Annotated in this window: 15 protein-coding genes and 1 other RNA gene; 5 read left to right on the forward strand and 11 right to left on the reverse strand. The window is 60.8% G+C overall.

What is annotated here, in order from left to right; genetic code table 11:
• Positions 1 to 52: 52 nt before the first annotated feature.
• The 6 genes from chrA to V1475_RS13610 all read right to left on the reverse strand — a co-directional run bounded on the left by chrA (position 53) and on the right by V1475_RS13610 (position 5,287).
• A complete protein-coding gene (gene chrA, locus V1475_RS13585) occupies positions 53 to 1,336 on the reverse strand; it encodes a chromate efflux transporter (RefSeq protein ID WP_479413176.1) in 1,284 nt (427 codons plus the stop codon).
• A gap of 63 nt (positions 1,337 to 1,399) precedes the next feature.
• Entirely contained in the window at positions 1,400 to 2,158 is a 759-nt protein-coding gene (locus V1475_RS13590; protein ID WP_479413177.1) for a phytochelatin synthase family protein, read from the reverse strand.
• A 116-nt stretch (positions 2,159 to 2,274) separates the two neighbouring features.
• Positions 2,275 to 2,700 (reverse strand): ester cyclase, encoded by a 426-nt coding sequence (locus V1475_RS13595; protein ID WP_479413178.1) that lies wholly within the window; start codon positions 2,698 to 2,700, stop codon positions 2,275 to 2,277.
• Positions 2,701 to 2,901: 201 nt separating this feature from the next.
• Positions 2,902 to 3,278, reverse strand: a transfer-messenger RNA (tmRNA) gene (gene ssrA / locus V1475_RS13600).
• Positions 3,279 to 3,348: 70 nt separating this feature from the next.
• Positions 3,349 to 4,389, reverse strand: a complete 1,041-nt coding sequence (locus V1475_RS13605) for an extracellular solute-binding protein (protein ID WP_434287298.1) — start codon at positions 4,387 to 4,389, stop codon at positions 3,349 to 3,351.
• A gap of 133 nt (positions 4,390 to 4,522) precedes the next feature.
• Complete coding sequence (locus V1475_RS13610; protein ID WP_479413179.1) at positions 4,523 to 5,287, reverse strand: FadR/GntR family transcriptional regulator; 765 nt, start codon at positions 5,285 to 5,287, stop codon at positions 4,523 to 4,525.
• A gap of 101 nt (positions 5,288 to 5,388) precedes the next feature.
• Between V1475_RS13610 and V1475_RS13615 the strand changes: the two genes are divergently transcribed.
• The gene (locus tag V1475_RS13615) at positions 5,389 to 6,372 is read left to right on the forward strand and encodes an MDR family oxidoreductase (RefSeq protein ID WP_479413180.1); all 984 of its coding nucleotides are present in this window, start codon (positions 5,389 to 5,391) and stop codon (positions 6,370 to 6,372) included.
• A 73-nt stretch (positions 6,373 to 6,445) separates the two neighbouring features.
• Positions 6,446 to 7,267, forward strand: a complete 822-nt coding sequence (locus V1475_RS13620; protein WP_479413181.1) for a sulfite exporter TauE/SafE family protein — start codon at positions 6,446 to 6,448, stop codon at positions 7,265 to 7,267.
• Between the two features lie 55 nt (positions 7,268 to 7,322).
• On the opposite strand, the gene V1475_RS13625 is transcribed toward V1475_RS13620, so the two are convergent.
• The 4 genes from V1475_RS13625 to V1475_RS13640 all read right to left on the reverse strand — a co-directional run bounded on the left by V1475_RS13625 (position 7,323) and on the right by V1475_RS13640 (position 9,763).
• On the reverse strand, positions 7,323 to 7,559 hold the full coding sequence (locus tag V1475_RS13625; RefSeq protein WP_479413182.1) for a DUF1289 domain-containing protein: 237 nt from the start codon (positions 7,557 to 7,559) through the stop codon (positions 7,323 to 7,325).
• Positions 7,556 to 8,020, reverse strand: coding sequence for a Holliday junction resolvase RuvX (ruvX, locus tag V1475_RS13630; protein ID WP_434290868.1), 465 nt, complete (start codon positions 8,018 to 8,020; stop codon positions 7,556 to 7,558). The genes V1475_RS13625 and ruvX overlap by 4 nt, the downstream gene beginning before the upstream one ends.
• 19 nt (positions 8,021 to 8,039) lie before the next feature.
• Positions 8,040 to 9,275 carry a c-type cytochrome biogenesis protein CcmI gene (gene ccmI / locus V1475_RS13635; protein ID WP_479413183.1) on the reverse strand — a complete coding sequence of 412 codons (1,236 nt, stop codon included), beginning with the start codon at positions 9,273 to 9,275 and terminating at the stop codon, positions 8,040 to 8,042.
• Between the two features lie 92 nt (positions 9,276 to 9,367).
• Entirely contained in the window at positions 9,368 to 9,763 is a 396-nt protein-coding gene (locus tag V1475_RS13640; protein ID WP_479413184.1) for a hypothetical protein, read from the reverse strand.
• 180 nt (positions 9,764 to 9,943) lie between these two features.
• On the opposite strand from V1475_RS13640, the gene V1475_RS13645 reads away from it, so the two are divergent.
• A complete protein-coding gene (locus V1475_RS13645; protein WP_479413185.1) occupies positions 9,944 to 10,099 on the forward strand; it encodes a hypothetical protein in 156 nt (51 codons plus the stop codon).
• Positions 10,100 to 10,262: 163 nt separating this feature from the next.
• The gene (locus tag V1475_RS13650; protein ID WP_066708198.1) at positions 10,263 to 10,862 is read left to right on the forward strand and encodes a superoxide dismutase; all 600 of its coding nucleotides are present in this window, start codon (positions 10,263 to 10,265) and stop codon (positions 10,860 to 10,862) included.
• On the opposite strand, the gene V1475_RS13655 is transcribed toward V1475_RS13650, so the two are convergent.
• Complete coding sequence (locus V1475_RS13655) at positions 10,863 to 11,141, reverse strand: hypothetical protein (protein WP_479413186.1); 279 nt, start codon at positions 11,139 to 11,141, stop codon at positions 10,863 to 10,865. It lies immediately after the preceding gene.
• Positions 11,142 to 11,312: 171 nt separating this feature from the next.
• Between V1475_RS13655 and V1475_RS13660 the strand changes: the two genes are divergently transcribed.
• Positions 11,313 to 12,479, forward strand: coding sequence for an amidohydrolase (locus tag V1475_RS13660; protein ID WP_479413187.1), 1,167 nt, complete (start codon positions 11,313 to 11,315; stop codon positions 12,477 to 12,479).
• Positions 12,480 to 12,525: the final 46 nt, after the last annotated feature.

Genomic DNA, 12,525 nt, shown 5'->3' on the forward strand with positions numbered 1-12,525 from the left:
CTCTCTCTCATCTCCCTTGCAGCATAAGGGATTCTGCGGCCAAGGAAAGGGGTCACCGCATGTCGGCAGGCAGTCCGGCCCCCAGGGCCAGCCCGGCCAAGGCCACAAGGGCGATGGTGAGCATGAGAGAGCGTTTCAGGCCGAAGAGCAAAAGGGCAGAGAGCACCGCGAGTGCGACCGCGCGCGGCACGAATGTGGCGGGATCGGGCAGGGTGAGTCGCAATGGGCCGAGGCGGGTCTCGTTGACCTCAGCGAAGAATACATGCAGCGCAAACCACCAGGACAGCGAGGCAATGACCCCCACGACCGCCGCAGTCACAGCTTTCAATGCCGCATCGATCCGGGGCCGGGAGGCGATCCAACCGATGTAAGGCGCGCCCGCGAATATCCAGAGAAAACAGGGGATAAAGGTGACCCAGAGCGTCACCAGAGCCCCCGCAAGCCCGCCCCAGGCCCCAAGCGTTGTGGCGGCCATATAGCCGACGAACTCGGTCACGAGGATCAGGGGGCCCGGCGTGGTCTCGGCCAGCCCCAGCCCGTCGAGCATGGCCTCCGGCGCAAGCCAGGCTTTGGCCGTGACCACCTCTTGCGACATATAGGCCAAAACCGCATAGGCCCCGCCGAAGGTCACGACCGCGAGTTTCGAAAAGAACAGGCCGATGGCGAGCAGACGCTCCTGACCTGTGGCCCAGAGGAGCGCGAGCGGCGCAGCCCAGAGCGCCCCCCATGTGGCCAGTGTCCGGGGCAGGTGGGTTGCTTTTGGGGCCGGAATGGGGCCGGGGGCCGGAATGGGGGGAGACGTGGTACGGCTGGTGACAGCGCCAATGAGGGCGGCGCCCAGCACGATGAGCGGGAAAGGCACTGCAAATCCGGCGATCAGGACGAAGGCAGCGAGCGCCAAAGCCTTGCGGGAGGGCGTGCCGAGCGCCTTGCGTGACAGGCGCAGGAGGGCTTGCAGGACAATGATCGCCACCGTGGCCTTGACCCCGAGGAACAGCGCCTCCGAGGCGGGCAAATGGCCGTAGGCAGCATAAAGGGCCGCGAGCGCCAGCATCACCAGTGCTCCCGGCAGCACGAAGAACAGCCCCGCGACGATGCCGCCCGGCACGCCTTTGAGCCGCCAGCCACAATAGGTGGCGAGCTGCATCGCCTCGGGGCCGGGGAGCATCATGCAAAAGGAGAGGGCGGAGAGGAACCCGTCCTCGTTCATCCAGCGCCGGTCCTCCACAATTTCGCGGTGCATCACGGCGATCTGCGCGGCTGGACCGCCGAAGGACAGGAGGCCAATACGGGCAAAGCTTTTGAGGAAGTCGGAGAGGGGCGGCTGGGGCGTCATGGATGGGCGCTCGTGGCTGGGTGTCCGTCCCCCCTTGGTAGCCGCCCCGGCCGGTCAAGTCACTCAGTTTGCGGGTGCCAGACGAACAAAACCGCCGGTCTGGCCCTCAAGCACGCCGTGCTCGTCCGAGGTCGGTTTCAGCATCGCCTCCAGAAGCACCGGTGCCGGGGTCCAGTAGGGGATGTACCATTCCTGATCGACCTCGAGGATCAGCACCTCGTCCTTGGTGGCATCATAGGCCCCGATCACGGAGACATGCGGCCCGTCCCAATCGCCGGTCACCACGCCCTGATTGAAATAGACCAGCATCGCATCCTCGGCGCTTTCCTCGTTGAGCGTCAGCCAGTCGCGCATCGTGGCAAGGCTTTCGGCGCTGTCATCCGTGGGTTTGAAGGTGCTGACCGCGTAGCTGTCGAGCCCGGCGACGGGCAAGGCCTCGGTCGCATAGGTCACCAGCTCGTCGAACATCACACCATCGCCGCCCTCCGCGGAAATTTCGCTCCAATGGGCGTCGCCCACGGCCTCCAGAAGATCCGGTTGGGTCATCACCGTGTCTTCGGCATTGGCCGGAAGGCCCGCAAGCCCGTTCACGGCGGCAGTGACAGAGGCGACGCCACAGGCCGAGGTGGTGAATTGCGGTTTCACGAATTCGGCAAAGGCCCAGTAATCCGGCGCGGGCGCAGCTCTGAGATACTCGGTCGCCTCGGTGACGGGAATGGCATTGGGGCCGAGTTTCGGCAGCGGCGCGTCCTCGGCGAGGGAGGCTTGGGCAAGGGCAATGAGCAGAACCGCGGAGGTCAGCATCAAGTCAGTGGGTTTCATGAGACACCTGTCAGAGAAAATGGGCGGAGCTATGGCCGAGTCGCGCCACAGGCCCGTCCCTTTCACAGTCTGGCAAAGCGATATGAAAGCAAGGAAAACCGTGTTTCGGGGCTGGATCAGGCGAGAGTTTCCCCTGCCAGCATCAAGGCCACCGAATCTTTCGGCAGATTGCCCATCTGTTCGAAATAGCTGACGAAATCGTAGTTGTTGTGCGCCTCGATGATTTTGCCCGCCCTGAGCCGCACCATGACCTGACCGGAGATGTGGATCGGCAGCATGTCCTCGGCCTTCCGGGCGTGCAGCGTCATACGAGCCCAGACCTTGTCGCCCATCTCCATGGAATCCTCGATCGAGATGGTGATGTCGCGCAGCGCATGACGCACAGCGGGCACAAGGGTCTGGAAATCCTCGAGCTGGGCCGCAAAATCGCTCATCAGCCCGGAGGCGAGTGCTTCCGCGTCGAAAAACTCGGCCACGGCGCTCAGATCGCCCTTTACCCATACCTTGTCATACCAGGCCTCCAGCAGGTCCATGCCGGTCATGAGACGATCTCCTTCGGTCTTCACGTCTGGGGAGAGTGTGCGCCGAAAGTCTGAACGAAACGTTTCTGTTTTAGGGGAAAACACAGGAAAAAGAGGACTATATGTATTGATGTAGCGTCAACTTTTGCGGATTGCAAAATCACTCTGCATCAGCCCAAGAGCCGCGCATGACATGAGATTCACCAGTCAAATATTTGGAAAAGTGCAGGTTTCTGTTGCCAGGTACCTGCGAACCCCGCCTTAAGCTGCTAGGCCTAAGGGCTTAGATTTCGATATTTCGCACAGCTTACGCTGCGAGAGCCATCGGAGCTTTGTTGTCGTTTGCAACTAGCTTAGGTGTACCGATAACGGTGGTAACTCACCGAGACAAAGCAAAACCCCTTTAGACGTCCGTCGATCCTATTTCGTCCCCATGATCCAATCTCTTGCCGGTCTCAAACGAAAACCGAAGAGGGGCATTTGGTGGAGACGCCGGGTACCGCCCCCGGGTCCGATCCGCTTATTACGAGCGCGTTTATGTCCATAGTCCCCGAGGGGACACCCCATATCTAAGCGATCGGTCACACTGTTTCAAGAGGTGCCGGATAAGAGAAATGCCGCCCCCGGAGCGAGGGCGGCGATCATGTTTTGCACAAGTTTCAGAGAGTCTTAGAAGCCAGCTTTAATCTTCTCGAACTCTTCGGACTGCTTTTCACGCAGCTCGACCGACATCGGCAATTGCGCGAGGATCGGGGCGTCGATCGGGGCCAGACCACCGGCTTCGAGCGCCTCTTGACCCAGCGTGGCAAGGCCTTCGGTGTTCGAGATGCCGTAACCCGCATCCATCAGCACCGCAGCGTTGGAAGCATCGAGGAAACCGTTGATGAAGTCATAGGCCTTGTCTTCGGAGCCGGGGCCGTCTTTCAGATTGACGTAGCCGCAAAGCCAGAGCGAGGAGCCTTCTTTCGCTTCACGCTGGAAACCAACCGGGAAACCTTCGTCGGCAAGCGTCGGATAGGTTTCGTTCCAGGCCCAGGAGATCAGAACTTCGCCGGTCGCCATCAACTGAGCAAGCTCGGCCGGGTCGGTCCAGTATGTGCGCAGGTAGGGGTGAACTTCGCGCAGCCAGGCGGAGGCGGCTTCGAATTGCTCGTCCGTGGCGGAGGTCCAGTCGGTGGTGCCGGTGGCGAGATAGGCCAGCGCATAGGCGTCGTCGACGTTGTCCGGCAGGGTCAGACGACCTTCGTATTTCGGGTTCTTGAACACCTCAAGAGAGGCGACATCCTCGGCCGGGACTTCTTCGGTATTATAGGCGATGGCGGTGGAGCCGAAATCGGTCGGGATGAAATAGGCGCTGGCGGCCGCCACATCTTTACCGACGAGATTGCTGTCGAGCTTGGCGTAATCGGTGATTTTCGACGTGTCCCACGGCTCCAGAATGCCGCTCTCTTCCCATTTCATCACGGAACCGGCGCAGACGTGGCTGACATCGGCCTTAAAACCGGACACGAGTTTCTGAAGCGCCTCGTCTTCTTCGCCGAAGAAGGCGAAAGACGGTACATCGCCGTTTTTCTCGACATATTTGGTGTGGAAGGCCGGATCTTCGAAACCGGAGTAGTCAAACACCAGAAGATCGGAGTCTTCGGCGAACGCGGCGCTCGCGACGGCGGCGAAGGCGACGCTGCCCAGAAGAGTTTTAAGAGTGTTCATGAAGGTCATCTCCCTGAAAATGGACCATTTCTGGGAGATGACGCTAGCATGGGTTTTGCCTCGCGCAAGGGGCGCTTGGGGCGTGGTGGCTTTTTTTCGGGAGTTTGCCCTAAATTTGATCAAATTAATGAGATCAATTACTCCGATGCGGTTTCTCCTGACGCGTCGCCTCGCGGCTGTCTTGTGCCGCATGGGCGGCGCGCAGGGTCTGGTCGCGCAGGTAGTCGATCAGGATCTCAAGTTTCGATCCAACCCGCGCCTCCAGCGCATCGACAATGGCTTCATGCAGGGTGATCACCGCATCGCGGTCGCGCTGGCGATAGGTGATCATGTTCATCAGCGGCTCAATCCCTTCGACCGCCGCCGCCAGTTGCCATGACAAAACCGGATTGCCCGCCGCATCCACCAGGGCTCGGTGAAACGCCACATCGGAGGCGCAGAACACTTCGTCGCTCAGCGCGGGGTCTTTTTGTCGGGCGATCTCCTGCCGCATGATATCGAGATGTTCGGGGGTACGATGCTTGGCGGCCAGCCGCATGCAGCCGCGTTCAAGTGCGAACCGGGCTTCGCAGGCTGTGGCGATGTCGATTTCGTTCAACCCGATCAGCAGCGTGGCCTTGGAGGCCATGTCGGCATAGGCGTCTTCGAAACTTTGCCGGTGGACAAAGGCCCCGCCCGTGGCACCGCGTCTTGTGCGGATCAGGCTTTGCGCTGCAAGCCGTTTCAACGCCTCGCGCACGGTTGCCCGCGATACACCATGGGCCTCGGCCAGTTCCGATTCCGAGGGCAGGCGTTGATCCGCAGCCAACTTTCCAGAGGCGATGTCGGCCCGGATTGCATCCGCGATCACTGTCGACAAGTCTCTGGAAATATTTTGTTTTTCTTTATTGTCTGACATTTAAACCATGACCTGACCTATTTGTCAGACATTTTCTTGCATTGTGATTTCATTTGTCAGACATTTAAGCAAATTTCATGCAGCATGGCAAGGAGGACCGCATGAAGGCGCTGATCATGGAACAGGACGCCGAAGGGCTGGCGCAGCCCCAGATCAAGCACATCCCGGAGGACAGCTTGCCGGAAGGCGATGTTACGGTGAAGGTCGAATATTCGACATTGAATTACAAGGACGGTTTGTGCCTCTCGCCCAAGGGCGGGGGGCTGGTGCGCCACTATCCGCATGTGCCTGGGATCGACTTTGCGGGCACCGTCGAGACGTCTACAAGCCCGGAGTTCAAGCCCGGCGACAAGGTGGTGTTGACCGGCTGGCGCGTCGGAGAAGTACATTGGGGCGGCTATGCCGAAAAGGCGCGGGTGAAATCCGGCTGGCTGGTGCCGCTGCCCGAAGGGCTCTCGACACGGCAAGCCATGGCGGTCGGCACGGCCGGGTTCACCGCGATGCTGGCGGTGATGGCACTGGAGGATCACGGGCTGACGCCCGACAACGGCCCGGTTCTGGTCACCGGGGCCTCGGGCGGGGTGGGGTCGGTTGCCACGGCCATTCTCGCCCATCTTGGCTATGAGGTCGCCGCCGTCACCGGGCGTCCGGAGGGGGCGGGCTATATCAAATCGCTCGGCGCGAGCCGGATCGTGCCACGCGAAGAAATTGCGGAGACGGTCAAACGCCCGCTCGAAACCGAAACCTGGGCGGCCTGCGTCGATGCGGTCGGCGGCGCGATGCTCGCCCGTATTCTGGGCCAGATGAAACATGGCGGGTCTGTTGCGGCGGTCGGGCTTGCGGGCGGCTCGGATCTTCCGGCCTCGGTCATCCCGTTTCTGTTGCGCGGCGTGAACCTCCTGGGCATCGATTCCGTGATGCAGCCGAAGGACAACCGTATCCGCTGCTGGAACCGCATCGCATCTGACCTTCCGATGGAGAAACTCGAAGCAATGGTCCGGCCCGCCACGCTCGAAGACCTGCCTGCGCTTGGGGCGGCAATTCTCAAGGGCGGGGTCAAGGGCAGGGTGTTGGTCGAACTCTGAGCAGAAACGCACGCAGCAACATTAAAAAACGCGCTCTTTTCAGGGGCGCGTTTTGTCGTTAACGCTTTGCGCCATGGATATCGCAACGCTTCTCCCTTTCGCCGCCCTGATCGCCGCTATCGGCGCCTTCGCGGGCATTCTCGCAGGCCTTCTGGGCGTGGGGGGCGGCATCGTCCTTGTGCCCGCCTTCTATTATGCCTTCTCGGGGCTGGGCTACGACAGCCCGCAGCTCATGCAGATCTGTCTCGCCACCTCTTTGGCGACGATCATCGTGACCTCGATCCGCTCGGTGATGTCGCATCACAAGAAAGGTGCGGTGGAGTGGTCGATCCTCAAGAGCTTTGCTCCGGGGATCGTTGTCGGCGCGATCATTGGTGTGCTGGTGGCCTCATCGCTGCGCTCAACCACGCTTCAGATGATCTTCGGCTGTGTCGCGATTTTCATCGGTCTTTACATGGCCTTCGGCAATTCCGCATGGCGGCTCGGCTCGGAGATGCCCAAGGGGATCATGCGTGTGATCATCTCGCCGCTGATCGGTTTTCTCTCGGTGCTGATGGGCATCGGCGGCGGCTCCTTCGGGGTGCCGACCATGACGCTTTACGGCGTGCCGATCCACCGCGCCGTCGCCACTGCCGCAGGCTTTGGGGCAATCATTGCGATCCCTTCCGTCATCGGTTTTCTCTTTGTCGATCTGCCCGCAGAGGCGACACCGCCCTTCACCGTGGGGGCGGTCAATATCGCGGCCTTCCTTCTGGTGATCTGCATGACTCTGATCACAGCGCCTCTGGGAGCAAGGATCGCCCATGCGATGGACCCGAAACCGCTGAAACGCGTGTTCGGCGGCTTCCTGATCCTCGTTGCACTCAACATGCTGCGCAAGGCGCTGATGGGGTAAGACGATTTGAGTATTTGACAGCAAAGGAAACCCGTCACCTTGGCTGTTCAAATACTCACTCCAAACGTTTCAACCGGGCGGCGCGCCCACCACGGCGTTTGGTTGGGGCTGCCTGGCGGTTCGGCAACTCCGCCATGATGGCACGACGTTCTTCCGCCGCCATCGAGGACCAGCGACCGATTTCGTCGATCGAACGCGCGCATCCCAGACAAAGCCGCGTCTCCGGGTGAATCTGACAGATCTTCGTGCAGGGGCTTTCGATCTCGTCGCGTTTCCAGATGTCGTCGCTCATAAATTTCTCAGCCTGTCCAATGCGCCCTGAAGGATCACACCTGCGGCCACCTGATCGATTTTTTCGGCGCGTTTGGCGCGGGACATATCGGCCTCAAGCATGGCGCGGTCGGCGGCGACCGACGACAGTCGTTCGTCCCAAAACGTGATCGGCAGATCGGTGAGCTGGCCGAGATTGCGGGCAAAGGCGCGGGTTTTCTGACAGCGCGGCCCCTCGGAGCCGTCCATGTTGCGTGGCAAGCCCAGGACGATACCGCCCACCTCGCGCGATGTCAGGAGTTTGAGCAAAGCCTCGGCGTCTTGCGTGAATTTCTTGCGCCGGATGGTGTCGGTGGGGGTTGCCACGGACAGGAGCCGGTCGGAGATCGCCACGCCGATGGTTTTGTCGCCGAAATCCAGCCCGGCCAGCGGGCGCATCGGGGGCAGGGTGGCTTTGAAGGTGGCGATGTCATCTGTGATCAGCGTGCTCATGCGACCGGCCTCACTCAACCAAGCCCGCACGTTCCGCGCCCTGGCGAACCACGGCGAGGGCTTCGGGGGTTGCGCCGAAGATCACCTGCGCCTCGCCCCAGATCGCCTTGGCGCGTTCGGTGTCGCCCAACATGCCGAGCGAGGAGATCAGGCGCGACCATTCTTCAGGGCTGCCGCCCTCGTTGGCGAGACGGGCCGAAAGGCCTTCGACCATACCACGGATCATCTCCTGACGCTCTTCGGGGGTCATGTCGGCGGCGGCGGCCATGTCTTCGGCGGTGGGGCCTGAGAGGCCATTGGCCATCGGGGCGGGCGGTAGCGTGTAGCGAATGCCCGCGGCCTGTGCGACACTCTCGATTTGCTGCCGGATCGGCATCCCCCAAGGGTCTTCGGCGGCGGAGGAGGACAAGAGCGGTTGCCAGAGCCGGAAGGTCATGTCGGGGCGCCCGGTCTGGGCGAACATCAGGCCGGAGTAATAGATCGCCGTGCCGTTTTGCGGATCGCGTTGCAGCGCCTTGGTGAGCGCGTCCTCGGCCTCGGGCGAGACAAAACCACCTGCCGCAAGGATCATCATATCGGCGAGATCGGCGTAATCCTCGGCGGTTGCAGCCGGCCCCTTGATACGGATCACCTCTGTCTGGGCCTCATAGGCTGCGCGGTAATTGCCAGCCACGGCCTCGTTGCGGGCCAGAAGGATATGGCCCTGAAGATCGTCGGGGCGGGAGGTCAGCGCATCGCGCAGCTGGACAAGCAAGGTCGTGAGGCGCTCGTCCGGTTCCATGATGGGCGGCGAGGGCGGGCGCATCTGTTCGATGGCGTCCTGTGTCGGGCGGTTGGCGCGGGCCTCTTCGGCCAGTTCGATGCGATGGGTGAGCGGCAGGTCCTCGTAGCCCGGCGCACCTAGATCGTTGTAGAGCCAGAGCGCGCCGCCAGTGACCACGGCAAAGAGCACAGCAGCGGCCCAGAGCGGGGCGCCACGCACACCGTGCTTTTCGCTGGCGCGGGCCTTGTCGGCATCGAGAAGACGGCGCGAGACCTCGATCCGGGCGCGTTTGGCGTCCTCGGCGGAAAGCACGCCGCGGGCCTCGTCGCGGTCCACTTCTTTGAGCTGGTCTCGGTAGACCTTCATCTCCACCTCGGCGGTGGAGCTGTCGACATCACCGATGCCATGGGCGCGGCGCAGCGCTAGGGCCAGCGGGATCGCGGAGAGGAGGGCGATGGCGAAAGCGATGATCCAGAAGGTCATATCAGGGTCCGTCAGAGAAAAGTCCGTTGCAAGGGTGTATCCGGCGGACGGGGTTTGCGAAACCCCCAATGACAGAGCTGTGACGGGCTGTCTCAGTCTTTTTCCGGCATGTGTTCGCGATTGCGGGCGGTTGCCTCGCGGAAATCATAGTCGATATCAACAATATCAACGATCTCGTCGCTCATCGTTTCGGGCGTATCCCATGGCCCTGACCGACGGGCTTCGGGAAGCGGTTCGGTATCCTCCCACCAGGCTTTTTGTCGTGCCCGCCGAAAGATACTGAAGGGCATCAGTTGCCAGGGTGTAAACGCGCCGAAGAATGTCATGCGGGTCAGGGTTTCGCGCAGGTTCTTGGTCATGACCTTGCGTTTCGTCAGCGGAGGCGCTTTCAGTTTTGGTCGCGGGGTCGATCGAAGGTGAAACTGCTCTGACAATTGGCGCAATTTCTGATGCGCCAACCATGCCGCAAAAGGGAAAGCTACAATCATCAAAATCCATATCCAAAACATGCACGAAATTTAGCATGTGTGGAGAAATGGCCGCAAGGCGATTTCCCGAGGTCAGCACGACAGACTGGGCGGGGCGGCTCTGAGGGGAACCTTCGGGAGGTCTCTGGCGTTTCCTCAAAGATCCGTCACGGACAGATATCGACAGACAAGGAGAAAGACATGAGTGGCAATAACGGTGGCAATACGGGGCTTGGGATCATCATCGGCGCGCTGGTCGTCGTTGTGGCGGGGATTTCCTATTATCTTTTCACGGGTGGCGATGTGCCGGGCGCGGATGAGCCGGAAATTCAGATCGACCTGCCGGATGGCAACTGATCCGATCTGCCTGCTTCGGTCGCCGACTTCGGTTGAGAGATGAACAGCTAGGTGTTCGTGTTTTTTGGAACGATTCCAGAGTTTCACCCTTGACCCGAAGCGGTCATCGGATCAGGTATATGCCCGACAGAAACGCACAACTTCTGAATTGATGGAGGCCCCAATGGCTTTTGAACTTCCCGATCTTCCCTACGCCTACGACGCACTCGCCGATCTCGGCATGTCGCAGGAGACGCTGGAGTACCACCACGACCTGCACCACAACGCTTATGTGACCACCGGTAACACGCTGGCTGCGGGCACCGAGTGGGAAGGCAAATCGGTCGAAGAGATCATCAAGGGCACCTATGCGGCTGGCGCCGTGGCGCAATCTGGCCTGTTTAACAACGCGTCCCAGCACTGGAACCACACCCAATTCTGGGAAATGATGGGGCCGGGTGAGAAGAAAATGCCGGGCGAGCTCGAAAAAGCTCTGGTCGAAGCCTTCGGCACCGTCGACGAGTTCAAGAAACAGTTCGCCGCCGCAGGCGCGTCCCAGTTCGGCTCCGGCTGGGCCTGGCTGGTGAAAGACACCGACGGTTCGCTGAAAGTGACCAAGACCGAAAACGGCGTGAACCCGCTCTGCTTCGGTCAGACCGCGCTTCTCGGCTGCGACGTGTGGGAACACTCCTACTACATCGACTTCCGCAACAAACGCCCGGTCTACCTGTCGAACTTCCTCGACAAGCTGGTGAACTGGGAAAACGTCGCGTCGCGTATGTGATCAGGCTTTCAGGAGAGCCGCTGCTTTCTGAGCAGTTTCTTCGCTGATGTTCTGGGCGTTGACTATGATGGTCAGCGCCCTTTTCTTTGTTTCAGCCTGATGTATGCGTTTGGCTGCATTCACACGCGCACGAGAACCTGACAGGGTCCATTTGTTTCGAAGGGAAAGTTTCTCTGCGATCTGAGCCGTTCCACTCGAAAGTTCAAGCAGATCTATATTCTCCACATATGCCTTGAATCCGATGGTGCGAAGAAGTCGTAACAGTTGGTCATCTGACATTTGATGCTCCATGTTGCGTTGGTCGTTCGAGTATGGAACAAGCCAGTGCTGTCTTGCGACTATCATTTTCCATGATTTGAGCGCGGTACTTCCCGTCGCAGGCCTGTGGTACTTCTCATTGCGCAAGTCTCATGAAAAGGTGGCAGGCACTGGACAAAAAGAGATACCGCAATGCCCTCACTTCCCAATGCCTGGACGCTCGACCCCGAAACGCTGGCCGAAGCCGTGGCGCTGCGCCATGAGCTGCATCGCTTTCCCGAAGTTTCGGGGGTGGAGCATGACACCGCCCGCCGCATCGCGTCGCGAATGCGCGGGCTTGGCGCAGAGGTGATCGAAGGTCTGGGCGGTCATGGGGTGGCTGCCGTGTTCGGGCAGGGCGAGAAAACCCTGATGATCCGTGCCGAACTCGACGCTTTGCCCATTCTTGAAGACCTTGGTTCCGAGTATCGGTCGCACCATGAGGGCGTCGGTCATCTTTGCGGTCATGACGGTCATATGGCGACGCTCTATGCGGTGGCCTGTGCGCTTTCTCATCGGTCGCCGGACTGCCGCGTCGTCTTGCTGTTCCAGCCCGCTGAAGAAACCGGGGCAGGGGCGCGGCTTGTCTTGGCCGATCCGAAATTCGAGGTGATCAAACCCGATCTCGCGATCTCGCTCCACAACCTGCCGAAACTGCCCTTGGGCGCGGTGGCGCTTAAACCCGGCCCGGTCGCTTGTGCCTCACGCGGGTTGCACATCCGCTTGACGGGGCAGACCTCGCACGCGGCCCGGCCCGAAAACGGCCGCTCGCCGGGGCTTGCGCTCTCCGAACTGATCCCCGCGCTCGGGGCCCTGTCGCGCGACCTGCCGACCGAGGACCCAGGCTTTCGCCTCTGTACCGTGACACACGCGCGTTTGGGTGTGCCGTCTTTCGGCATCAGCCCCGGCGAGGCGGAACTTCAGATCACATTGCGAACTTTGTTCAATGCTGAAATGGCCGCACTCGAGGCCGAGGCTCGCGCGCTGATCGGGACCACTGCCGCAGGGTTTACCCCCGAGATCACGATCCATGACGCCTTCAGCCATTCGGTCAATGCGCCGGAGGCTACGGCGCTTCTGGAGCGCGCCTGTGCCGGGCTGACGCGCGTCGAAGGGGCAATCCCGATGCGCCCCTCGGAGGATTTCGGCCTGTTCGGCACGGAACTCCCGGCGGCCATGCTGTTCTTGGGCTCGGGCGAGGATCAGCCGGAGCTGCACAATCCGGATTTCGATTTTCCAGATGCGCTCATTCCCATCGGGGCGGAGATTTTCCTGCGCGCGATCCATGCCTTTACCGCCGGGGTTTCGCAGGAAGACTAATCCCCTGTGCATTTTTCGCGTCTTGCCAAACGGGCGGAAAAAAGCG

This window comes from Celeribacter sp. SCSIO 80838 (assembly GCF_056498065.1).